Raw genomic sequence first — 23,231 nt, forward strand, 5'->3', positions numbered from 1 at the left:
NGAGATGCACGAGGCCTCGGGCCTCACAACCGCCGTCCGTGCCTCCGCGCTCAAGGTCGACGAGGCCGAGCAGCAGCTGCTCGCCTACATCCGCCGTTTCGTGCCGGACTCCCGCAAGGCGCCACTGTGCGGGAACTCGATCGCGACCGACCGCACCTTCATCGCGCGCTACCTGCCACAGCTGGACGAGTTCCTGCACTACCGGATGATCGACGTCTCCTCGATCAAGGAGCTGGCCCGGCGCTGGTACCCGCGCGCCTACTACGCGGCTCCGGCGAAGGCTGGTGGCCACCGCGCGCTGGCCGACATCCGGGAGAGCATCGAGGAGCTGCGGTACTACCGCGAGGTCCTGTTCGTGCCGCAGCCCGGCCCGACCACCGAGACCGCCCGGGCCGCGGCTGCCGCCGTCCGGGCCGCCGCGCCGGCAGCTCCGGCCCCCTGACCGCTCTCCCCCCTCAAGTCTCCCCCCTCCAGCCCGGGCGGCGCGAGGCCGTGTTCGCCACAGCCCGCCCGATCGGTCCCCGTGATCGACATGTTTTCCGCACTCGACCGGTACCCGGTCGCCACGCGGGCGCGTTCTACCGGTACGATGGCTGCGCCCGGTTGATATCGGGCATCGCAGTTGCAGGTTGTTGTGGNTGCAGGTCATCGCGGTTGCAGGTCATGGTGGGTGTAGCTCAGTTGGCAGAGCACCGGGTTGTGGTCCCGGGTGTCGCGGGTTCAAATCCCGTCACTCACCCCATTGCTCCAGCCGTGCTACCGGGCCTTTTCGGTCAGGTAGCACCGGCTGGGCGGCAGCAGAAAGGCCCGGAGCGGCTTCACATTGTGAGGTAGTGCTGCCGGCGAGGCATCCGCGGCGGAAGTTCGTCCTCGGTATGGCCTGTAGGCACCTGTCCTACCGGCTCTGGCCAACACCGCCATCGAACGGCAGGACCCCGACCGGCCCGCCGGGTACCGGGCCGAGGCCCCGCCTGCCTCCGGCCGAAGGCGATGAGGTCGCAGACCCGTTTCGGGCGGGCCGCCGGATTCATGGAAGGTCACGCGCGGAGCGCGGACCCCGTAACGCTATGATCACACCGGCGGAATGAGACCGACGTGCCGGCCCTTGCCCGCGCAGTGGCGGCACGGCTCCAGGTGCGGTGCGGTTCCGCCCTGATCGGCGGCCCGGAGCTCGAACACCGCCCGCCCGCCGCGGCAGGTCAGACAGATCTGGTTGATGACGCTCGGACGACCCGGGCTCGCGTGGGCCCCGGACGGTTGCTCCGCTGTGTTCACCGGTGTACTCACCTCCCCGGTCAGAACCAACCGTGGGACGAGTGGTCTCGCGGCCTGCCAGCGCTCGGCGGCCCGGCTGGGCCAGGAGATGGACGGACCACAGGAGTGGCCGGACGCTGAACTGATCGCGGGCCGGGCGCGATGCCGGCCATGGACGTGGCCCTTGGCGAGGGCCGGGTCGCTCACCTCCCCGACAGAACACTGCCCCCGGCAACGGACGGCTGGTCTCACGAGCAGCCNCCACCCCGGTCGAGCGATGACGCTAGCCAACATCGACATCGTATGGGGTGGAATGCAGCAAAGGGCCGAACAACAGTGTTCACCACCACTCGCCGCAACCGGTCTCCGGGTACTTCAGTGGCCTGGTTGTGCCATACCGACTTGCCTTCGGACGGCAGACTGGTTCCGGCCGGGCGCTCGATGTACCTGCGCAAACGCATCGTTCTTTGCTCTTCGGCAACGGTCGGGCCGGCGCTTTGGCGTTCCCACCTGTGCCTCTTCCCCCGCGCGGCACAGGCGACGCCATTGCGCCGCCCCCGGCCCGCGTTCCCCGGCAGCAATCCCCTCGATCGCCCGCCAGACCAAGCCTGAACGGACAATTCACTCTTTAACGGGGCACAGTGCCGCAGGGTCATTCACCGCAACACCGACGGACCGGCAGTGATGCTCGTCTCNCCGGGGACCGGCCCATCCGTGCCTCCACCCCAGCCCAACCCCGCCGGCACGCGCAGCCGACTACCCGGCCCGCCAGATCCGACGGGCCCGGACTACCAGCCCCGCCAACCCGGCAAAGGAGGTGCGCACAAAGCGCACCTCCGGCTCTGGCACCCCCTCCGGCCCTGACACACCTCCGGCCCTGACACACCTCCGGCCCGGCCCGCCTGTCGGCCCTGGTTTCCAGGCCAGTAGGCCTCGTAGCGAGGCGGGCGGTGGGGCGGTAGCCGAGGCCGTGGCGGCGCCGACCGGCCTATTCGATGTCGAACAGGCCCTGACGAACGGCGTACATTACCGCTTCCATCCGCGAGTGAAGCTGGAGTTTGTCAAGAATATTGCGAACATGGTTCTTCACAGTGTTCTCACTGATGAAAAGCTTTCTTGCGATCTCGCGGTTGGCCCGGCCCTCGGCCACCAGCTTGAGGACCTCCAGCTCACGCGCGGTCAGGTGCGGCGCATGCGCGCGGGTTCGGTCCTCACTGCCACCACCGCCCCTGGCCATCGTCGCGAACTCGGCCATCAGCTTCGACGCCATCGACNGGCTGATCAGGCTCTGGCCGTTGTGCACCGCCCGCACCGCGTCGGCCACCTCGTGCGGGGGGATCGACTTCAGCAGGTAGCCGACGGCACCTGCCTTGATCGCCTCGAACAGGTCGGACTCCTCGTCCGACACCGTGAGCATCACGACGCGCACCCGCGGGACGGCCCGTTTGATCGCGCCGGCCGCGGCGATGCCGTCGCGCCCCGGCATCCGCACGTCCATCAACACGATGTCCGGCGCGGTGCCGGAGGCGAGTACCAGCGCCTCCTGCCCGTCCGCGGCCCTGCCCACCACCGATATGTCGTCCTCGGTGTCCAGGACGGTCTGCAGGCCCTGGAGGAAGAGCTCATGGTCATCCACGACAAGAACCCGTATCGGCGTCGCCTCACGGGTCGGGTCGGCATCAGCGGCCGACGGCGGCACCACACTGGCCGTCATCACACATCCGGAAATCGGGTTCGATTTTTTCGCCTCACGGCTTCACCACCGCGAACGAAAGCCGGTTCGGACACCTGCCCACTCTACGTGATGCACTACACACCCGAGGTNGCAGGCACGCTGAAGCCACCCCCCGCTTCCAGGTCCTTAACAGGTCCGACATAGCCGAAATGGTACGCGGCTTTGCGCCAGGTTCCCCCTTCCCGTCCGTTTCTGCTCGTCACTCGGTCGCCGCGCAGCCCCTGACCGGGCCTGGAACCCGCGCCGACNCCGCACCGGACTCCACCCGGCACCGGGGGCGGATTCATCGCGCCACGCACCAGAACCTGCCAACAACACCCGGCGGCCGCACGGTCAGGGTAACGGCCACTTCATTACCAGTTATCCAAGGCAACTGGATGTACTGGATGTACGACGTCTTTGAGGTCTGTTTGGTGGCGCCACGATCGGATCAGAGGGACTCTCAGAAGATGAACGCCGCCGCCAGCACGCCACCGCCCCGCCTGCGACTGAAGCCGGGAACCTCCTGGGCCGACGCCTACGGGCGGGCCCGCCAGGTCGCCCCCGAGGCCTTCGACGAGGACCGTCTGCTCAATCTGTGGGGTGGTCAGTGGCGCCGTGTCGGTAGTCCGCTGCATGCGCTTTCGCCGGTTGACGGGTCCCCGATCGCGGGGCCGCCGATGCTGGATCCGGATGCGGCCCGGGAGGCGATCCGGGCGACGTTGGACGATCACAAGGAATGGCGCGATGTTCCGCTGGCTGACCGCAAGGCTCNGGTGAGCGCCGCGGTCGAGGCGATGGAGGAGCACCGGGACCTGCTCGCGTTGCTGCTCGTCTGGGAGATCGGCAAGCCCTGGCGGCTCGCCCGCACGGATGTCGACCGCGCCCTCGACGGTGTCCGCTGGTACATCGACGAGATCGAGGGGATGAGCGCCGGCAGGTCACCGCTGCCCGGCCCGGTCAGCAACATCGCGAGCTGGAACTATCCGATGAGCGTGCTCATGCACGCCATGCTGGTGCAGATGCTGGCCGGTAACGCCGCCATCGCCAAGACCCCCACCGACGGTGGGGCTGCCTGTCTGACCCTGGCCTGCGCGCTCGCCCGCCGTGCGGGCCTGCCGGTGTCGCTGGTCTCCGGCTCGGGCTCACGGCTGTCGTCCGCGCTGGTGCGCGCGCCGGAGATCGGCTGCCTGGCGTTCGTCGGCGGCCGGTCGGCCGGCGGGCAGGTCGCCGCCGCCCTCGTCGACACCGGGAAGCGGCACTTCCTGGAGCAGGAGGGCCTGAACGCCTGGGGTATCTGGGACTTCTCCCAGTGGGACCTGCTGGCCACGCATCTGCGGAAAGGTTTCGAGTACGGCAAGCAGCGGTGTACCGCCTACCCGCGTTACGTCGTGCAGCGCCAGTTGTTCGACCGGTTCCTGGAGATGTACCTGCCGGTGGTCTCCTCGGTGCGGTTCGGGCACCCGCTCGCGGTCGAGAACGACTCCGACCCGCTGCCAGACCTCGACTACGGCCCGGTGATCACCGCGGAGAAGGCCGCGGAGCTCGCCGGCAAGGTCGACGAAGCGATCGCGAAGGGCGGTGTGCCGCTGTACCGGGGNGATCTGGCCGACGGCCGGTTCCTGCCCGGTCAGGACCGCGCCGCCTACGTTCCGCCGGTGGCGATCCTCAACCCGCCGCCGTCGGCCGCGCTGCACCACGCCGAGCCGTTCGGCCCGGTCGACAGCATCGTCATCGTCGATTCCGAAGCCGAGCTGCTCGCCGCGATGAACGCCTCGAACGGCGCGCTCGTCGCCTCCCTCGCCTGCGACGACGAAGCCACGGCCCGGCGGCTGTCCGGGGAGCTCGCCGCGTTCAAGGTCGGTGTCAACAAGCCCCGCTCCCGCGGCGACCGGGCCGAGCCGTTCGGCGGCCGCGGCGCGTCCTGGAAGGGCGCGTTCGTCGGCGGTGAGCACCTCGTCCGCGCCGTCACGGTCAGCGACGACCCGAACGAGCGCCTCTACGGCAACTTCCCGTCCTACTCCCTCTACCCGGAGACGTAGCCTGCGCGGGGCTGGCGCCCGACTTCGACGACGCGGGCGGCGAGGCGTACATAGCTGTCGGCGACGGCGTCGTGCTGGCCGGCCAGCCACGGTGACGGTGAGCCGTTCACCGCGCTACCTGTCGCCTGGAGACCTGCGCCCGGCGGCCCGTGCGCAGACCGTGGTCGGCGAGTGGCCNGAGCTCCAGGCCCGCGTCATCGCAGCGGGCCGCGAGCTCGGGCAGCGCACCCAGCGCGCTGCGCCAGGCACCCGGCGCCGACGTGCAGTCGCTGTCGTGCAGCAGCACCGTGGCACCACCGCGCAGGTCAGGTTCGAGGGTGGCCAGCACACCGGTCGGAGTCGCCGTCGCCGTCCAGTCCCGACCCCACGCCGTCCACAGGACGGGGGTGAGGTCGAGCCGGCTGGCGGCGGCGAGCACCCCGGACGACAGCACCCCGTGCGGCGGACGGACATAGACCGGGGCCCGGCCGGTCGTGTCGGTCACCAGATCCCTGGTCCGGGCAAGCTGGTCGAAGGTCGACATCGGACCACGCAGCAGCATCGGGCGGTGGTCCCACCCGTGCACGGCCAGCTCGTGCCCCGCGGCGACCATCTCCCNGGCGAGGCCGGGCGAGCGTTCCAGCATGCCGCCCAGGACGAAGAAGGTGGCGCGGACGCCGAGCTCGTCCAGCACCTCGAGGAAGCGGGGTGTGGACACCGGGTCCGGACCGTCATCGAAGGTCAGCGCCACATGATCCGCGCGCCCCACCCCGGCGAGGCCTGGGGCGACCACGGTGCGCACCCGGCGCAGCGTCGCGAGTGACGGCAGCCCATAGAGCAGGGCGGACGCCGCGATGAGCCCGCCGCCGGTGGCCGCGAGCGCCGCGGGCCCGCCAGACACTCGGCGCGGCGGCCCCCCTGGGCACGCCCGTGCATCACCCCACGCCCGTGCTCCGGCCCGCGCGCCACTCCGCTCCCGCGCGATCGCGATACCTCGCGGCACCGCTCCCTCATGCCGCCGGGCTACCTGTCGCCGCCCCATGGCCCCCACCGCTCTGTGCCGCCGCGCCTCTGTGCCGCTGTCGCCGTGTCGCCGTGCCGCTGTGCCGCCGTGTCCTGCCTTGCCTCGTCATATGTCGCCACACCGGGCGTTGCCGCGAAGTGGCNGGCCCGATGACGGATCAGCCCGCGATCGACACTGTCCCACACCATCGCCGTCATTCCGTGTACCCGCACGATTGGTTCGCCGGGACCGGGTGAGGGAACAGATCCCTCCGGGGATGGTCCGGATCTTCACCCGGCGACCGATGTTTGGCGAAACGTCGCGAGCTGCCGCCGGTCCAGCAGGCTGACGAGAAGGAGGACCGGTACATGCTCGACGAGTGGTTCCTCACCGCCGAGGAACGCGGCAACCCGGACACCGACCTGGACAGCCGCCATCCTGACGGGCACGCCTGGACCACCGGCAACCTCGTCCGACCGCTCGTGCACGGTCGGGCCTACTTCTCCCGGCTGCTGGCGGTCGCCGAGAGCCTCGGCGCGGGTGACCTGCTGCTGTTCACCGACTGGCGCGGCGACCTCGACCAGCGGCTCGACGGTGCCGGTTCCGAGATCGGCCGGGTGCTGGGGCGCGCGGCCGAGCGGGGCGTGACCGTCCGTGGCCTGATGTGGCGCTCCCATCTGGAGCTGCTGTCGTTCAGCTCGCGGCCGAACCGGCGCCTGGCCGAGGAGCTGAACCGCTCCGGTGCCCAGGTCGTGCTCGACCACCGGGTGCACCGCAACGGCTCGCACCATCAGAAGCTGGTCATCGTCCGACCCGCCGCCGGGCCCGCGGTGGCCTTCGCCGGTGGCATCGACCTCTGCTACAGCCGCCGCGACGACGCCGCGCACGCCGGCGACCCGCAGAGCCAGCCGATGGCCGACGCCTACGGGCAGGCCCCGCCGTGGCACGACATCCAGGTCGAGGTGCACGGGCCGGCGGTCGGCGACCTTGAGCGGACGTTCCGGGAGCGTTGGGAGGATCCCGCCAGCCTCGACAACCCCAACCCGGTGCGCCGGGCCTTCTACCGGCTGCGCCCGGCGGTGCACACGAACCCGGAACCGCTGCCGCCGCAGCAGGCGGATCCCCCGCCCGCCGGGCCGCACGCCGTCCAGGTCCTGCGCACCTACCCGCGCAGGCGCCCCCACTACCCGTTCGCGCGCAAGGGCGAACGCTCCATCGCGCGGGCGTACCGCAAGGTGCTCGGCCGCGCGCGCAGCCTGATCTACCTCGAGGACCAGTACATGTGGTCCACCGAGGTCGCCCGCCTGTTCGCGGACGCGCTGCGCCGGCAGCCGGAGCTGCACCTGGTGATCGTCGTCCCGCGTTTCCCGACCCAGGGCGGCCGGTTCACGCTGCCGCCGAATCTGGTCGGGCGGGAACAGGCGCTGCAGATCTGCCGCACCGCCGGTGGTGACCGGGTCGGTGTGTACGACGTGGAGAACCATGCCGGGACACCCGTCTACGTCCACTCGAAGGCGGTGACCGTGGACGACGTCTGGGCCTCGGTCGGGTCGGACAACCTGAACCGGCGCTCGTGGAGCCACGACTCCGAGCTCGCCGTCGCGACCATCGACGCCACCCTCGACCAGCGCGAGCCGCGGGACCCCGGGGGACTCGGTGACGGGGCCCGGGTGTTCGCCCGCGAGCTGCGGCTGGAGCTGTGGCGCGAGCACCTCGACTGGGATGGTGACGACGCCGAGCTGATCGACCCGGAGACGGGGTTCAAGGCCTTCCGGCGGCGGGCCGAGCAGCTGGAGGCCTGGCACCAGGCCGGTCAGGTGGGGCCGCGCCCGCCCGGTCGGATCCGGCTGCACCAGCCGCGGCGTCTGCACCCGCTCACGCGCGCCTGGTCGGCTCCGCTCTACCACTCGCTCTACGACCCGGACGGCCGACCGCGGCGTATGCGCCGGGACGACGCCTGGTGACGGTCGGAGGGTATCCCGCTCTCAGCGCGTAACACACGCACAAGGCCTACGTGGGTCCGGTGCCGCTCCGCGTGCCATGACCCTGATGTCGCCGGGCGTCCGTCGCAGCGCAGACGGACATCCGCGGCGCTCCTCACCGTGGGCCCGGCAGTGGCACGGCGATGTAGCACGATGTCGTCCGTGGCCTGTCTGTGTCCGACGGTAAGCGGCTCCGGACTCGTCGGTCACTGCAGACCCGCGTCCGCGTCCGGGCGTCGGCTGACGCTCACACCCGGACACCTCGCGGGCATACGTTGAGAGGAGTCGCGCTGAACATCCCACGCGTGGGCGTCATCGGTTGGATGTTCGCGGCGGCCGCGGTCCTGGCCGTCATCGCGCTGACAGCCGGCCGCGAGGACCCGGAGAAGCAACGCGTCGTGCTCTGGGGCGACTCGCTCGCCTGGGAGTCCCGGGACGCCTTCGTCGAGGCCGCCGAGGCGGACGACTCCGTCGACACCCTCACCCGCACCTGGGGCGGCACCGCGCCCTGCGACTGGCTCGACGACATGCGCAAGCAGGCCCGCCGCTGGCGCCCGACGGTCGCGGTGCTCTCCTTCTCCGGTAACACCGGCTCCGACTGCATGCGGGACCGGGACCTGCTCACCGCCTACCGCACCGACGTGACCGAGGCGGTCGAGATCCTCACCCGGCGCGGCGCCGAGGTGGTGCTCGCGGACTCCCCGCCCCGCCAGGACCAGTTGGTCGACGGCGACGGGCACACCCAGCTCCACCGGCTCTGGCGGGACATCGCCAGCGCGCGGGCGAACGTCCGGGTGGCCCCCGCCGGGGAGGTCCTCACCGTCAGGGGGCAGTTCACCCCGCGGCTGCCCTGTGAGACCGGCGAGGACTGCGACGCCGACGGCCAGGTTCAGGTCCGCAGTCCGGACGGGGTGCACTTCTGCCCGATAGCCCAGCCCGCGATGACCCCCTGCCCCACCCGCTCGTTCGGCGCCGAACGTTTCGGCCGCGCTCTGGCCGAAGCCGCCCGCCCCGAGGTCTCTCCCCTCCCCTGAGGGGCGGTCCGGACGTATGGGGGGCGGTTGGAGAAGCCGGGCAGCGGCCCGGGGGCGGCGGCGAGGAGCGACGAGCACCCTCCGGGATGTTCCCGGAGACTGCGATGGGGGTATGGATCGACCACGGAGAAGGACAACAGCCGTGCTTGCTCAGTGCCCGGCGCATACGGCCACCGGCAGGTTTTACGGACGAGGCAGCCGGGTGTTACACGGCCACAACCAATATGCGTGACCCTGAGGAACCCGGGCAACTGACCGACCAGGCGGCGTGCCTTTGACCTTGACTGGCGGGTGATCCCATGGCCGATATCGTGTCGCTGGCGGCGTCCGTGGACGGAATTCCCACCGTGTCGGAAACCGACGCGATGCTGGACGAGCTCCGCCGGATGCCACGGACCTTGGAGACCGCCAACCTCATGGACGATCTTCTTGAGTTCCGATCGCTGCTCGCGGCTTCGTCAGCCGACCGGGCCTGCTGACCGCGGGTGCGGCCCACCGAGGTCCGCTGACGCGGCGAAGGCCGGGCAGGCGCGACGGGTCAGGGCCAGGGGCCCGCATGTGTTCCCGTCGCGCCCACCCGGCGCAAGGAGCCTTGTTACTGGCTGCCAAACGGCTGGCCCTGCCGGCCCTGGCCGCCCTGCTCCCCGCCGCCGAAACGCTCACCGGACTGCCCGCCCTCGGAGGCGCCGACGCCGGCCAGCTCCCGCAGGCGGTTCTCGACGTAACGCTCGCTGTGGTGGGTCTTGTCCGCGATCCGCGCGATGAGGTCGTTGATACCGGTTGCCGCGTCCAGGTCAGAAGCGCTGACCTGACCGAACTGGTCGAGAAGACGGTAGCGAAGCTGCCGCCAGTTCTGGCGCAGCTGCTGCTCCACCTGCTGGCGCTGCTGATGCTCCTGCTGAGTCATCTCATGAGCCCTTTCGTCATGGCTGTTGTTCCGCGTTGATGGCGCGGGCAGAACGCTACCCAACAGCTACCAGGAGCGCGAGCAGACAATGGAGTAGGCGTGGATACTCACCACCCGCGGCATTCTCCCCAGCGCAGAACACCGGACGTTAAGGAAGTTATTCACCGCTAATCCCCCGGTGGCGGAATTGCCCCGTCGGCGAGGGAACCGACGAGCGGCACCCTCAGCCCCGGCCCGGCCCGGCCCGGGAACGGGTACCGAGCGGGACGAACCCGGGGTCGGCGGCCTGCTCCACCCCCGTCGGACTCACCCTTGGCGTCGACCCCGCGAGGGTGGAACCGGACGGCCCCGGCTCCCGGCTCCTGGTCGTGTGACGCGCCGCCGGCGAGCGCGGGCGGCGCGGGTGCGGGCGGGCGACTCAGAAGTCCACGACCTCCACCCGCGCCTGGCCGGGAGGAAGCGCGGCACGAAACTCCTCCGCGATCGAGACCAGCTCGGTGGGTACCACGAGGACAATCAGCGGAAACGAGCGCATCAGCTCCGCGATACTCGGCCGCAGGGCCTCGACCGCGACGGTTGTATGCCCGACATGCACCAGGCCCAGCTCGCCACTCTCCAGGTGCACCACCCCGTTGGGGCTGTAGCCGTCGCTCCCGGGATGATCCGCGTTCTGGTGGCGCCACTGGCGCTCGCTTACCCATCTGCGCACCTGGGTACCGACTATTCCGTGCCGCTCGATCCGCAATCGTGCCCTGCTCACCATGGCCCGGTAGACGTCGCTCGCCACCACGCCCGGCACCGCCACCGCACCCGAGAGTGTCACCTCCACAAAGTTGTCTCCGCTGACGAGTGCCCTACCCTCGCGGGTGAGCCGAACAAGCCGGCCCTGGTGGGCGAGTACCGCCTCGGCGTGTGCCACTCCCGCCTTCTCCNACCGGCTCACGATCGACCGCGCGGCGTTCTTCGAGATCGGCGATGCCGGCGTCACAAGCGCGGGGATATCTTTCTCGAAGATCGCCCCCATGTCAAAGATCCACTCGATTGCGTGGAGATCGCGTTCGTTGAGGCGAACCCGGCCACGGTCCGCTCTAGCTTCCTTCGGTTTCGCCACACTTCACCCTCCTATCCGGGTGGATGTCATTCGTCGAGCGAACCCGGCCACGGTCCGCTCCAGCCGTCTACAGGTCCGACGCACTTCACTCTCCGACAGGTCATTGATCATAATAGGCTCGGGACTAAAATTCCCTTGACTGAGTAGCAGGCGGCACTGAACGTCCGTCTGGACCCCGGCCTGCACTTGGATCGGGCGATGAGACTCGCAAAAGTCACTGGGACTCCAGGGCGACCTTCAGGGCGCTTGGCCGCCGCGGTCGACGGCCTCGCGAACACGGCGAACGTTCGGGCTGAAATCGCGTCTGTTCCGAACGCACCGGCCGTGAACCGACCCGCCGCCCGCGCCATCACCTGCCCATCACCCCAACCTCCAGTCGTGGAGGAACGGCGCGGAACCCTGCTCCCCGAGCTGACCAACCACGGACCGGGCCGATCCGCCCACCGCACCATCTCCGCCTTCGAAACCGACATCCGTCGGCGGATGAAAACCTGGAGCAAGGGTCCCACAACCCGTTCGGCTGCCGACACCGCCGGCGAGATGCTCGAACCCCTCGCCGCCGCCCGCCCACGACGCAATGGCTCAGGACGCACCCCCGACGGTCGATAAGTAGCCAGCAACACATCGAGAAGTGATCTACCGCGAGGGTAGCGTCCGAAGGAGATGCCTGCCATCAAGGACCACAGCAGGATCACGGGTGCGCCCGAAACTCGCACCAATGAGCAATCGCCTCCCATCCGTAATCGGTCAACCCCGCACCGGCGGACGAGTTTGCGCTCCCGCCGTTGGTATCGACCTTCCGGTCGCGCGGGGCGGCAGCCCCGGGATCGCCTTCCTCGCAGTCCCTCGAAAAATGGCTACCAGTGGCTGGTCATCTCCTGAGCAGTTTTTGCTGCGCGCCTGTCCCGCACGGTCCGGAGTTCGTGCGGCGCAGCCAGTCCGCCAGGTCTTCAACCAGGGCTCCGACAGAGTGGTCGCGTTACCAAGCGGAGGGCTATTCTCCGGGATGACCCGCCGAGCCGGCGGCTTGCTCGAAGGAACGCCGCGGTTCAGCTATGGTCCCGCCTCGACGGGCAGCCTCGCCCCGCCCCGCCCCGCCCTGAAGCCGACGTCCATGCGCGCCGTCAGGCTCTTCCGAAAGTGCCACTGCCTGCTGCCGCCGGTGGGCAGGGCCAGCACGATTCCACCTCCCCGCCCAAGAGTAGATGAATATGTTCCCGTCTCGTGGTCGACCGGCGAGAACCAGGCGCCGCGGGGGTTTCCTGGTCAACCGGCACACCGCTGGGCGCCCCTGAACCCGGCGGGCCGCGGCTCGCGGCCCGACCACAACCGGGTCATCGAATCGTTGTGACCGCTTCCAGCGAACTCCCGTACTGAGGACCTCGTCAGCCGTCCCGGCACGGGAGAGAAAGGGGAACGGGGGCCGAGCCTCAGCGTGCCGACGTAATCAACCGGACTCAGTCGAGGTATTTGGCAGCCGTCCTGTCTCCGGATCGGCTGCCCAGCAGAAGGCGGTGATCTGCCGAGGTCCCGCTCGGCGGAGGAACCCGGCGCCCTTCGCCGACAAGCGGTTGACGGCGGTCGAGCCCGACCCGAATCTCCCACTTTTTTCGGATGACTTCGACGTGCCGCGCGTAGAGCGCTCCCCAGCAAACCATGACGGCCGCCNGGCAGATGTTTCCCGCACGCTGGCCGTTGCGTGCTACCCGGCAGTCCGGGAGCCGCTTTCTGCAATTCCCGTCGGACACGGACTCGTCAAGTCCGGAAGAGAATCTGAGGAAAAGAAGACATGCGGGACAGAAACCGTCGCCTCGTCCTGCAGGCGGCGTTCCTGACGGCGGCCGCGCCGTCGTTTTTCGCGTCGAACAGGCCGGCCTTCGCGGACGCCGGCACGCAGCCGGCGGGCTCCGTGGGCGGGCCTTCCCTCCTCGACACGGCGAGCACGGCGCCCAGGCCCGGCTCCGCCTGGGCAGAGTCCACGCCGATCCCGATACCAGCCCCCCAGCCCTGGGCCGGCTCCGTGGTCTGCGGGAACAGTTCAGGGCTTTGTGCCGGTTTCTGGCAGTCCTCCCCGTATGGCGTGGCCGGCTTTCTTTGGCAAGCCGGACATCTTCGCCACCTGCCCGTCAACAGTATGCCGACGGCAATCAACAGCAGCGGCGTGGTCGTGGGCGACATCGTCGGCCGTTATGATCGGCAGGCCTTTCGCTGGTTCCGCGGGGTTTGGCAGCCGCTCGGCTTCCTGGGCGGGACGGACACGCTCGGCGGCCGTATCAGTACCGCCACGGCGGTGAACACCTCGGGGAAAATCGTCGGCACCAGCACGACAGCCGCGGGAGAATTCCACGCGTTCGAGCTGGTCGGGGCGACGATGAAGGACCTGGGCACTCCCGGTTCCCACAGTTCCGCGGCCGCCGTCAATGATCTCGGGCAGACCGTGGGCACGCATCAGCGGCCGGATGGTTCGACCAGGGCGGCCCTGTGGTGGGACCGCCGCATGTACGACCTCGGTACGCTCGGCGGCCCGGTGAGCTACCCGGTATCCATCAACAACGCCGGTCAGGTAGTCGGGCACAGCCTGACCGCCGACGGGCAGCTGCGCGCCTTTCTCTGGCAGCGCGGGCACATGACGGATCTCGGAGTACTGCCGGGTGACCAGAACAGTGAGGCGCTCGCCATCACCTCCCACGGCCAGGTCCTGGTGCGGAGCGTGGGAACGCAGAACCGCGGATTCCTCTGGATCAACGGCCAGCGGATCGAGCTCGGCCCGGCGGCCTCCGCCTTCGATCCCGTGGACATCAACGACAACGGGCTGGTCGCCGGCACCATGTCGGCGGCCGGTGGCCAGCGGGCGGCGACCTGGTACCGCGGAGCTCTGACAGTTCATGGAACGCTCGGCGGTCCCTACAGCAGTGTGGCGAAAGTGACCGCGGGAAACGCCCTGGTCGGCAGCGCGACCAGGGAGGACCTGCTTCCGGTTGCCGCCGTATGGCCCGCCGCGCCGAGGAGCCGGTGGGCGTGACGGAGGCGCCGCCCAACCGCCCGCGTGCCCGGCGGGCCGACGCCCTGCACAGCGAAAGTCGGCTGGTGGAGGCCGCGCGGGACATCTTCGATGCGCTCGGGCCGGGAGCTCCGCTGGCCATGGTGGCGCGGCAGGCGAAGGTCGGCCCGGGGACCCTGTACCGACACTTCTCCGATCGTCAGGCGCTCCTCAACGCCGCCTTCGACGCCGAGATCCGCGCGTTGTGCCGACTCGCGGACGAGACGAGCACCGTGTGCGGCCCGACGCAGGCGCTGTACGGGTGGCTCGACGGGGCGCTCCGGCACGCCATTGAGATAGGTGGGCTGTCCCGGCGACGCCGCCATGGGTGGACGGTCGACGAGGGTTACGACTGCTGGTCCGAGGCAGCGCTGCGGGCAGGGGGCCGGGTGCTGACCCGCGCCCAGTCGACAGGGGCGGCGCGCCCGGACATCGAGATCATCGACCTGCTGGTAGTGCTCGCCGCGGCGCTCCGAGCGGGCTCGGTACCGGTCAACGAGGAACGGATCCGGTATGTGCTCGACCTGTTGGAGTACGGGTGGCGGGGACGCCCGCCCTCCGAGCACTGAGACCGTGTGGTTGGACTGGTGGTCGGAGGACCGTGTGGTCGGAGCACCGCACGCCCCTCCGCATCCCCGCGAGGCGCCGAGCCCCCGGCACCGATGCCTGCGCCGCGCCCCACCGACGTGCCTGTCACCCGCCCCGCCGCCGTCGGCCGNGGCACGATCATTCGCGTGATGAACGCGAGCGTTCCTACCGGCACCGGTCGCAGCCGTGCCTGACCTGCGCACCCGGATCCTCGACCGCCTCGATCACCTCGAACGGACCGCGTCGGCCGTCCCAGGAGCGTCGGTCTGGAACGCTCGCCAGGTCGCCGGCCGGACCGGGGTCGCGCCCCCGACCGCCGAGCACATAGCCCGGTGGAACCCGGCGGCCGTCCGCACGCTCTGCGCCAACGCGCGGGAGATCGTCGACCTACACGGCTACGACCATGACTGCGAGGGCGACAACGGACCATGGCGCGTCCCCGACGGCCGGATCTGTGCCACTCTGCGGCCGATGGCCCGCATGCTCGGCATCGAACCGATCGAGCCGGACGAGCCGGACGAGCCGGACGAAGTCTGACCGCGCCGCGCGCCGGGCACTTTCAACGCAGCCGGCGCGCGCACAGCACCAGGTCGTCGACGTGGTGCGCACCGGCGCCACCGTCGGGCGCGATACGTGGCCGCTGCTCGTCGACCTGCACCTCCCAGGCGTCGTCGAGCAGCGCGGCGACCATGCGGGGCCACACGTAGTCGGCGGGGTCGAAGCCACCCTCGTGCACCTCGCGGTCCTCCATGCCCGCATGGTGCACGAGCAACAGCAGTCCGCCCGGCGCGACCGCCGCCAGCAGCGCTCGCTCGGCCGCGGCGTCGGGGGTGCGCAGCAGGGCCGGGTACTGCGCGGAGACCAGATCGAAGGACCCCGGCGGGAGCCCCGCCTCGGCCAGTCCGCCGTGCACCCAGCGGACGGCGACGCCGGCGTCCCGCGCGTGCCCGGCCGCCCGTTCCAACGCCACACCCGAGACCTCGATCGCGGTCACGTCCCAACCGGCGCGCGCGAGCCAGATGGCGTCCGCACCCTCGCCGCAGCCGACGTCGAGCACCCGCCCGGGCCTGAGCCCGGCGGCTTCGGCCACGAGCGCGCCGTTCGGCTGGCCGCTCCACATCCGCTCCCGTTCGGCGTACCGCCGGTCCCACTCCGCCCGCACCGCGGGGTCCCCGAGGTAGCCGTCTGCCGGCAGGAGAGCCTCTGCCGTGCGCGATCCCGACGCCAGGTCATCAGTCATGGCGCCACTCTCGCCCACGCCCGCGCGGGCCCCAAAGAAAATTTGCCGAGGCGGCAAATCTCGGCCCAGCGCCGACATCACGGCCTGCCTTGACGAGGAAGTGATTGAGCACTAGCTTACGGAACGTGGCTGCGACCGGTGCGAGGCAGACAGCGGAGGAACGCCGTGTGTCAGTGCTGGCGGCAGCCGTGTCGGAGTTCGCCCGCAGCGGGTTGGAGGGCACGTCGACCGAGGCGATCGCGACGGCCGCCGGAATCTCCCAGCCCTACCTGTTCCGGCTGTTCGGCTCCAAGAAGGGCCTGTTCCTGGCCGCCGTGAAGGAGACCTTCTCCCGTACGGTCATCGCCTTCGATGCCGCGGCGGGCGAGCGATCCGGGCAGGAGGCACTGGCCGCGATCGCCGACGCCTACAACGACCTGCTGGCCGAGCCCAGCTACCTGCTGATGCAGATGCAGGCCTACGCCGCCTGCGGCGATCCGGAGATCCGGAGCGTGACCCGGCGGGGGTTCCGCGACCTCTGGTACGCGGTCGAGCGCCTCACCGGCGTGGATGCCGACATCGTGCGGGCGTTCTTCGCCATGGGAATGCTCTGCAACGTCTCCGCGGCCATGGATCTGCCCGCCGTGGACGAGCGCTGGGCCCAGATCGTCTGCAAGGGCGACGAGCAAAGCATCCAGGCGAGCAAGGCGGCCTTGGTCGACGGCACCCTGTGTTCGAACACCGAGACCGCCGGCGGCGCAGCCGCCGACTGAGCTTCCACCCCTCGAGCAGCAACACGATTTTTTTTGATCGCACATGGAAGTGGTCAGTCACTACCTTGAAGGGACGCCGATGACCACCGACCGGAACCGCCTCACCTGGACCTTCATCGTCACCTGCCTCGCCGCCTTCATGACCTCCCTGGACAACCTGGTGGTCACGATGGCGCTGCCAGCGATCCGCGAGGATCTCGGCGCCAGCCTCGCCGGGCTGGAATGGACGGTGAACGCCTACACCCTCTCCTTCGCGGTCCTGCTGCTGCCGGCCGCGACACTGGGCGACCGGCTCGGCCGGCGCCGGGTCTTCGCCGCCGGCCTGGCGATCTTCACGCTGGCCAGCGCGGCGGCCGCGCTGGCACCCACCATCGGCACGCTCATCGCCGCCCGAGCCGTGCAGGGTGTGGGCGGGGCGATCGTGCTGCCGCTGTCGATGACCCTGCTCTCGGCCGCGGTCCCGGCCGAGCGGCGTGGGGCCGCCCTCGGTATCTGGGGCGGGGTGTCCGGCCTGGCCATCGCGCTCGGGCCGCTGGTCGGCGGGGCCATCACCCAGGGCGCCGCCTGGCAGTGGATCTTCTGGCTGAACGTCCCGCTGGGCCTGGCCGCGATCCCGCTGGCCTTCACCCGCCTCACCGAGAGCCGCGGTCCGTCCAGTCGGCTCGACATCGCCGGCACCGTTCTGGTCAGCCTGGGGCTGCTCGGGATCGTCCTCGGTCTGGTCCGCGGCCAGGACCACGGCTGGACCAGCGGCAGCGTCCTGGGTTCGATCATCGTCGGTGCGGTCGCGCTGGTCGCCTTCGTCGCCTGGGAGATGCGGTCGGAGCGGCGCCGGGAAGCGCCGATGCTGCCGGTGAGCCTGTTCCGCCGGAGGGGGTTCGCGGCGGTCAACGCGGTCTCGGTCCTCTTCTCCTTCGGGATGTTCGGCTCGATCTTCCTGCTCTCCCAGTACCTGCAGAACGTGATGGGCTACACGCCGCTGGGTGCCGGCCTGCGCACCCTTCCCTGGACGGCCATGCCGCTGATCGTGGCGCCGATCGCCGGCCCGCTCTCCGACCGGATCGGCGGACGCCCACTGATGGTCACCGGCCTGGCGATGATGACCGCCGGACTGGTCTGGCTTCGGGTCGAGCTGTCCCCCGACACCACCTTCCTGGCGCTCGTGCCCGCCTTCCTCATCTCCGGTATCGGTATGGCGCTGTTCTTCGTGCCGGTCGCCAACGTGGTCATGGGGTCGGTGCCCACCGAGTACGAAGGGGTGGCGTCCGGCGTCAACAACGCCTTCCGCGAGGTCGGCGGGGTGTTCGGCATCGCGGTACTGGCCTCGGTGTTCGCCGCGGCCGGCGGTTACGCCAACGCCGTCGAGTTCACCGACGGGCTGCATGTCGCCCTGACCGTCGGCGCGGCGGTGACCGGCGCCGGCATGCTCTGCTCGCTGCTCGTGCCCCGCCACCGGGCGGCCCCCGCCACCGAGCCGAACGAGGAGCACTTCGCCGAACCGGCGATACGCCTGGGTCTCGAGCCCGCCCAGCTCTGACCGCCACGCCACGCCGCGACGGGCACCGCCGGGTGCCCGTCGCGGCTCACCTCCGACCACATGCGGGTCGCCGGCGAATTTCCCGAGGGAGCCGGCGGCGACCTCAGGTGTCGACGCCTTCGGTCAGCAGCAGCCTCGTCAACTCGGTCCGCGAGCGCACGCCGAGTTTGCGGTAGATCCGGGTCAGGTGTGCCTCGACGGTCTTGCGGGACACATAGAGCGCGGCGCTGACCTCCAGGTTGTTCATTCCGGTCGCGACCATGCGGGCCACCTGCAGCTCCTGAGGCGTGATGTCCTCCAGCACGGAAGACCAGCCGGGACGGGGCTGCCGGCCGCCCACGGTGGCCAGCGCGGCGGTGGCCCGCGCCGCCCAGGGCGCCGCCCCGAGCGAGCTGAAGATCCCGAGTGCCGCACGCAGGGGGGCTCGTGCCGCCCGCGGCTGCCGGAACCGCAGGCGGGTTTCGCCGAGCATGAGCAGGGTGCGCGCCCGCTCGAAGGACACGCCATGCCGGGCGTGCGCTGCCAGCGCGGTGGCGAACTCGGCCTCTGCCACCTCGGCACGGTCGGCAGCCAGCCCACAGCAGCGGGCCACCAGAGCCGCGACGTCCGCCAGACCGGATCTTCGCGCCCAGGCGTCGAGCCAGTCCAGCACGTACTTGGCCTGCTCCGCCTGACCGCTGCGGAGCAGGGCCTCGACCAGGTCCGCGGCGTAGGGAGCCTCGTGCACCCGGTCGCCGTCGGCAGCCGTGTCCGGGTCCACGTCGTGCGACCAGGCGTGCATCAGGTGGGCGGCGGCGCTTTCGTACTCACCCGCGCACAACGCCGCGAAGCCGAGGATCCCGGCCGCCCGGACCTCGAGCCATCCCAGCGGCATCCGCCCCGCGAGGCGGCGCAGCCGGGCCACCCGCTGCTCGGCGCGTTCTCGCTCGCCGCGGGCGGCGTCGAGCAGCGCCAGGCAGGCAAGAGCGTCACCCACCGTGGGAATCTGCTGAATTTCCTCCGCCCAGCGCAGGCCCTCGGTGGCGTCGGCGTACGCGACCGCCCAGCGCCCCCGCCGGAACTCGACGCCTGCCCTCGCGGTCAGGCAGTGCGCGAACCGGGCCGGCGCGTGGGACCGCCGGGCGTCCACGATCACGGTTGACAGCGCCCGGGCCGCCTCCTGATCGGCATGCACCAGGGCGAGCGTCCGCCCCCTGATCGCCAGCGGCAGTCGGTCGCCGGCGCCGCTCGGCGGGGGGTGCCCCAGCAGGTACTCACGGGCCGCGGCGTGCTGTCCGCCCGCGGCGAAGCCGAAGGCGATGCAGGCGGTGACCAGATCGGCCAGCGGATCGAGGCCCGACCGGGTGACGAGATCCTGGCACCGCAGCGCCAGCCGCGCCGCGCAGACGTTCCGATTGTCGAGGGCCGCGGCGATGACGGCTTCGGCGAGCAGGACGGAGGCGGTCGCGGGATCATTCGCCGCGAGTGCCTCCGCGGCCTGCTCCAGGTCGTCGGCGGCGCCGGCCGGATCGCCGCTGATCGAGCGGACCCGGCCACGGACGGCCGTGAGCTCGGCACGCAACCCCGGATCGGCCGTGAGCCGCAGCGCCGACTCGGAGCACGCGTCCGCCTCCCGGACAAGGCCGGCGAGCAGTGCGTCGATCGCGGCATCCCGCAGACGCAGGGCGCGCTCCGCGGCGGCCGGAGTGAGATCGGCGGCACGTCGCCGGGCCCGGGCAGCTTCCGCGTAGGCGCCGCGGCGGCGGCAGCCGTCCGCGATCTCCGCGAGGGCGAGCGCCAACGTCTCATCGACGTCGGCGCTCGCCCCGGCCAGATACCAGGTCCGCTGGTCGCCGGTGGAGGCAGCGGCCAGCAGGCGGTTCACCGCACGCAGCGACGCCGGGCCGGCGTGCCGCAGCAGATAGGTCCGCACCAGCGGATGCCGGAACTCGACCCGCGCCTCGTCCGCCCGCACCAGACCCGCCCGCAGCGCGGGATCCAGGTCGGACAGCGCGCGCCCACCGACGGCCAGTGCGGCGGCGAGCAGACTCGTCGATGACGACCGGCAGGCCGCCAACAGGACGAGTGCCTGTCGGCAGTCCTCCGGTATGTGGTCCAGTCGGTTCGCCCACGCCCGCTCGAGCTGGTCACCGAGCGGCAGCGAGAACCCGAGCGGCTCGGCACCCCGCGCCTGCGCGGCCCGCAGCGCCACGGCCATCTCCAGCAACGCCAACGGGTTCCCCCCGGCACGGAGCATCAACTGCTCCAGCACCGGCGGGCTGACCTCGATTCCGCGGGTGTGCAACAGATCGGCACAGTGCGCGGGGGACAGATCGGTGACCTCGACCGAGGGCAGCACCAGCTGGGCGGTGCCGGTGCCTTCCTGGGCCCGGGTCGTGATGATCACGACTATCCGCTCGGACTCCAGCCGGCGGGCCACGAACAGGAGCACCTGCCGGGTGGCTGGATCGATCCAGTGCAGGTCGTCGACCAGGATGACCAGCGGACCCGATTCGCTCGCGGCGGCCAGGACGTTCAGCGCCGCGGCACAGGCGGCGTAGGGACTGGTAACCGGTGCGACGGACAGCGCCAGGCAGGCCTCGATCGCCTGCCGCTGCGCGGCGGGCAGTGCGGTGATGTGCTCGGCCAGCGGCAGGAGGAGATCGGCCAGGCCGGCGAAGGGCAGCTCGATCTCAGACTCGACGCCACGGAGCCGCAGCACGCGAGCGCCCGCGATGTTGCCCGCGGCGCTGCCCACGTAGTGCAGCAGTTTCGTCTTACCGACCCCGGGCTCGCCCCACATCACCAGGGCACCGCCGCCGGTCGGCAGCGCCCGCAGCAGGCGGTCGAGCAGCTTCCGTTCCCGTGCCCTGCCGACGATCACCGCTCCCCCGCGCGCCGATCAGTCATTCATACAGGTGTGATGGTGGCCCGATACCGCTGACCAGCTCTTTCCCAGTGCGCCCCCGCAAGCGGGGCGACTATCCGGAAAGACCGTTTCGAGGGATATCCCGAATCCCCGCCGGCAACGCTACACGACGATGCGCGGCAGCGGTGGGGAAACACCCGATGGCAGCGTGGCCGCNGTCATCCAGACTTGGGCCCGGATGCGCGGCCCGACGCGGACCGATTCCGGCGGGCCGACTACCCGGGCCGACAACGATCTCACCGAAGGAACCCGCACATGCCGCTGAGTTCAGACCCCGTGGACGCCGCCGACCTGGCCGCATTCGGCGATGACGCGCGGAACGCCGCGGCGCGGATCCGATACGACATTCCGCTGCCGGGTGAGTACTCCTTTCAACGGATCGTGCCGCTGGACCTGCCGGCGGACCATTTCGTCGAGACAGCAAAGAAGCCGGGCGAGTCACTGGCCGAGCTCGGCGTCGTCCAGCTGTCGGCCGGGAATGTGGTGGCGGTGTCCGCCGAGCGGCTCCGGGCCTACTACGAGCGGCTGGTGATACCGGGTCTCGTGCCGAGCCCGCTGACCGCCGCCAGGTTGACCGTTGACGGCGGCCCGCCGCGCCCGGCCTCGTCCACCGGGTCGTTCGGGAGCCAGCCAGCCGTCGGAGTTTCGCCGGTGCTACCTGGGCCGCCGCAGCCGGCGCCGGCACCGGCGGCTCTGGCGGCGTCGGAGCTGGCATCCTCAGCCGCCCTGTCGGTGACGCCCGCACCGATCCTGGACGCCTACCTCGACCGGATGGTCAAGAAGCAGGTCGACCTCGCGACCACCGGCAAACTCATGACGATCGACGTTCCAGCACCCGGCCTGGGGAACAGCACCCGGCTGATCCCCGTCGACGCGTCCGCCGGGCCGCGGCCGACGCTCGCGCTGGTAGAGACCTACCAGGTGAGCGCCTTTCTCGGTGACTACGGGCTGGGACGCACGATCAACACCTTCAGCCTCCTGCCAGGCGAGCGGACCACGATCGCCATCCGCACCTGGCGGGAGTCGACCACCGACCGGCAGGACAGCACCTCGGTGTTCGATTCCTCCGACACCGCCGCCCAGGAGCGTTTCAGCTCGCAGCTCGAGAAGGAGACCAGCTCGGCGTTCCAGGACCAGGGCGGCTGGGCGGTGTCGGTCAACACCAAGGCCTCGGCCTCCGGCTCACTCGGGTTCGTCAGCGCCAAGGCGTCCCTTGAGGCCGGTTTCGCGGCGAATCATCAGGAGGCCCGGCAGAGCTTCGCCGCCAGTGTCAGCCGATCGGCATCGGAACACGCGAGCCAGGTGAACAGCGCGCGCCGGCAGGCGGTCAGCTCGACGGCGGCCGTCACCACCACCACCGGTGAGGAGAACTCGACCACCCGGGAGATCACGAACACCAACCTGCGCCGCGTGCTCAATTTCGTTTTCCGGGAGCTGAACCAGACCTACGAGGTGGTGACCGTGCTCCGTTCGGTCCAGCTCGCCTTCTTCAACGGGAAGACCGGTTCGGCCGAGATCGTCGAACTCGCCGGGATCCGGGACCTGCTCGACAAGCACCTCGTCGAAAGCCGGCGCGCGGAGGTCGGGCGGAAGATCCTGGCGACTGTCGCGCAGTGCCTCGACCACACCGGGAACGCGATCACGATGCTGGAATGGCGTTCCGGGGCGAACCGAGTGCTCACCGACTGGAAGGACGCGGAGATCGACAGCGACGGATCGCTGGCTCACCAGGGCGATCCGCTAGCGAAGGACGTCGTCTGGAGGATCAAGCGAGAGCCGCTCGGCCAGGCCGGCGAACCGCGGAAGGTCGACGGCGTCGTCACCAGCAAGACCTCGGTGGTGCTCCGCACCGACAGCGTCATCATCGAGGCACTGCTCGGTCGGGCTGACGCCCTGGATCCCTACGCCGCCGCCCTTCAGGCCCTGGACCTGCGGGCACGCGAGGCCGACATCATATGGCGGGAGACCGAGACCCGCCGGACGGCGAAGGCGCTCGAACTCGTGGACGCCGCGGACGCCGACCAGAAGGCGACCGTCTGGGAGAAGACCCTCGGCGATCAGCCCGACATCGAGATCGTGCCGCTCGCGACGACAAACAACATCTCGCACTGATCACCCAGCCCGAAACCGAACCGAGCAC

General features: G+C 70.5%; 14 protein-coding genes, 1 tRNA gene and 8 pseudogenes. 14 read left to right on the forward strand and 9 right to left on the reverse strand.

Annotated features, from left to right (window positions below):
- Window position 1 precedes the first annotated feature (1 nt).
- Together orn and UG55_RS21140 are read left to right on the forward strand one after the other, a co-directional pair.
- Window positions 2-442 (forward strand): annotated as a pseudogene (gene orn, locus UG55_RS21135) (oligoribonuclease); the annotation flags it as partial.
- Window positions 443-666: 224 nt separating this feature from the next.
- Window positions 667-742 (forward strand) — tRNA-His (locus UG55_RS21140).
- Between the two features lie 329 nt (window positions 743-1,071).
- On the opposite strand, the gene UG55_RS21145 is transcribed toward UG55_RS21140, so the two are convergent.
- The 3 genes and pseudogenes from UG55_RS21145 to UG55_RS40925 all read right to left on the reverse strand — a co-directional run.
- Window positions 1,072-1,275 carry a hypothetical protein gene (locus UG55_RS21145; protein ID WP_066072098.1) on the reverse strand — a complete coding sequence of 68 codons (204 nt, stop codon included), beginning with the start codon at window positions 1,273-1,275 and terminating at the stop codon, window positions 1,072-1,074.
- A gap of 967 nt (window positions 1,276-2,242) precedes the next feature.
- Window positions 2,243-2,528 (reverse strand): response regulator transcription factor (locus UG55_RS40920; RefSeq protein WP_242424889.1); only part of this gene is annotated, 286 nt, incomplete at its 5' end.
- A 1-nt stretch (window position 2,529) separates the two neighbouring features.
- Window positions 2,530-2,968: pseudogene (locus UG55_RS40925) on the reverse strand (response regulator transcription factor); the annotation flags it as partial.
- Between the two features lie 470 nt (window positions 2,969-3,438).
- On the opposite strand from UG55_RS40925, the pseudogene UG55_RS40930 reads away from it, so the two are divergent.
- The 3 pseudogenes from UG55_RS40930 to UG55_RS40940 all read left to right on the forward strand — a co-directional run.
- Window positions 3,439-3,742, forward strand: a pseudogene (locus UG55_RS40930) (aldehyde dehydrogenase); the annotation flags it as partial.
- Window position 3,743: 1 nt separating this feature from the next.
- A pseudogene (locus tag UG55_RS40935) lies at window positions 3,744-4,568 on the forward strand (aldehyde dehydrogenase family protein); the annotation flags it as partial.
- A 1-nt stretch (window position 4,569) separates the two neighbouring features.
- Window positions 4,570-5,010 (forward strand): annotated as a pseudogene (locus UG55_RS40940) (aldehyde dehydrogenase family protein); the annotation flags it as partial.
- 2 nt (window positions 5,011-5,012) lie between these two features.
- On the opposite strand, the pseudogene UG55_RS47765 reads toward UG55_RS40940, so the two are convergent.
- The 3 pseudogenes from UG55_RS47765 to UG55_RS40950 form a co-directional block, all read right to left on the reverse strand.
- Window positions 5,013-5,081, reverse strand: a pseudogene (locus UG55_RS47765) (VapC toxin family PIN domain ribonuclease); the annotation flags it as partial.
- A 107-nt stretch (window positions 5,082-5,188) separates the two neighbouring features.
- Window positions 5,189-5,607, reverse strand: a pseudogene (locus tag UG55_RS40945) (polysaccharide deacetylase family protein); the annotation flags it as partial.
- Window position 5,608: 1 nt separating this feature from the next.
- A pseudogene (locus UG55_RS40950) lies at window positions 5,609-5,890 on the reverse strand (polysaccharide deacetylase family protein); the annotation flags it as partial.
- A gap of 470 nt (window positions 5,891-6,360) precedes the next feature.
- Here UG55_RS40950 and UG55_RS21165 point away from each other — a divergent pair.
- The 3 genes from UG55_RS21165 to UG55_RS21175 all read left to right on the forward strand — a co-directional run bounded on the left by UG55_RS21165 (window position 6,361) and on the right by UG55_RS21175 (window position 9,487).
- Complete coding sequence (locus UG55_RS21165) at window positions 6,361-7,956, forward strand: phospholipase D-like domain-containing protein (RefSeq protein WP_066072172.1); 1,596 nt, start codon at window positions 6,361-6,363, stop codon at window positions 7,954-7,956.
- Between the two features lie 323 nt (window positions 7,957-8,279).
- Window positions 8,280-9,008 carry an SGNH hydrolase domain-containing protein gene (locus UG55_RS21170; protein ID WP_083987053.1) on the forward strand — a complete coding sequence of 243 codons (729 nt, stop codon included), beginning with the start codon at window positions 8,280-8,282 and terminating at the stop codon, window positions 9,006-9,008.
- A gap of 299 nt (window positions 9,009-9,307) precedes the next feature.
- Entirely contained in the window at window positions 9,308-9,487 is a 180-nt protein-coding gene (locus UG55_RS21175; protein ID WP_066072110.1) for a hypothetical protein, read from the forward strand.
- Window positions 9,488-9,603: 116 nt separating this feature from the next.
- Here UG55_RS21175 and UG55_RS21180 read toward each other — a convergent pair whose 3' ends face one another.
- Window positions 9,604-9,915, reverse strand: a complete 312-nt coding sequence (locus UG55_RS21180; protein ID WP_066072113.1) for a hypothetical protein — start codon at window positions 9,913-9,915, stop codon at window positions 9,604-9,606.
- A gap of 3,245 nt (window positions 9,916-13,160) precedes the next feature.
- Between UG55_RS21180 and UG55_RS21190 the strand changes: the two genes are divergently transcribed.
- The 3 genes from UG55_RS21190 (at window position 13,161) to UG55_RS21200 (ending at window position 15,191) form a co-directional block, all read left to right on the forward strand.
- Window positions 13,161-14,048: an HAF repeat-containing protein gene (locus UG55_RS21190; protein ID WP_242424891.1), complete on the forward strand. Its 888-nt coding sequence runs from the start codon at window positions 13,161-13,163 to the stop codon at window positions 14,046-14,048.
- Complete coding sequence (locus tag UG55_RS21195; protein ID WP_066072181.1) at window positions 14,045-14,635, forward strand: TetR/AcrR family transcriptional regulator; 591 nt, start codon at window positions 14,045-14,047, stop codon at window positions 14,633-14,635. Before UG55_RS21190 ends, UG55_RS21195 begins: the two co-directional genes overlap by 4 nt.
- A gap of 205 nt (window positions 14,636-14,840) precedes the next feature.
- Entirely contained in the window at window positions 14,841-15,191 is a 351-nt protein-coding gene (locus UG55_RS21200; RefSeq protein ID WP_066072119.1) for a DUF6221 family protein, read from the forward strand.
- Between the two features lie 22 nt (window positions 15,192-15,213).
- Here the strand turns inward: UG55_RS21200 and UG55_RS21205 are convergent, their stop codons facing one another.
- On the reverse strand, window positions 15,214-15,894 hold the full coding sequence (locus UG55_RS21205) for a bifunctional 2-polyprenyl-6-hydroxyphenol methylase/3-demethylubiquinol 3-O-methyltransferase UbiG (RefSeq protein ID WP_066072123.1): 681 nt from the start codon (window positions 15,892-15,894) through the stop codon (window positions 15,214-15,216).
- 167 nt (window positions 15,895-16,061) lie between these two features.
- Here UG55_RS21205 and UG55_RS21210 point away from each other — a divergent pair, with 167 nt between their 5' ends.
- Together UG55_RS21210 and UG55_RS21215 are read left to right on the forward strand one after the other, a co-directional pair.
- Window positions 16,062-16,646, forward strand: a complete 585-nt coding sequence (locus tag UG55_RS21210) for a TetR/AcrR family transcriptional regulator (RefSeq protein ID WP_066072126.1) — start codon at window positions 16,062-16,064, stop codon at window positions 16,644-16,646.
- A 79-nt stretch (window positions 16,647-16,725) separates the two neighbouring features.
- The gene (locus UG55_RS21215) at window positions 16,726-18,183 is read left to right on the forward strand and encodes an MFS transporter (protein ID WP_066072128.1); all 1,458 of its coding nucleotides are present in this window, start codon (window positions 16,726-16,728) and stop codon (window positions 18,181-18,183) included.
- Window positions 18,184-18,286: 103 nt separating this feature from the next.
- On the opposite strand, the gene UG55_RS21220 is transcribed toward UG55_RS21215, so the two are convergent.
- Window positions 18,287-21,046 carry a helix-turn-helix transcriptional regulator gene (locus tag UG55_RS21220; RefSeq protein ID WP_066072131.1) on the reverse strand — a complete coding sequence of 920 codons (2,760 nt, stop codon included), beginning with the start codon at window positions 21,044-21,046 and terminating at the stop codon, window positions 18,287-18,289.
- A gap of 300 nt (window positions 21,047-21,346) precedes the next feature.
- Here UG55_RS21220 and UG55_RS21225 point away from each other — a divergent pair, with 300 nt between their 5' ends.
- Window positions 21,347-23,203, forward strand: a complete 1,857-nt coding sequence (locus UG55_RS21225; protein WP_128423113.1) for a hypothetical protein — start codon at window positions 21,347-21,349, stop codon at window positions 23,201-23,203.
- Window positions 23,204-23,231: the final 28 nt, after the last annotated feature.

The organism is Frankia sp. EI5c, from assembly GCF_001636565.1.
In the GTDB taxonomy this organism is placed as follows: domain Bacteria; phylum Actinomycetota; class Actinomycetes; order Frankiales; family Frankiaceae; genus Parafrankia.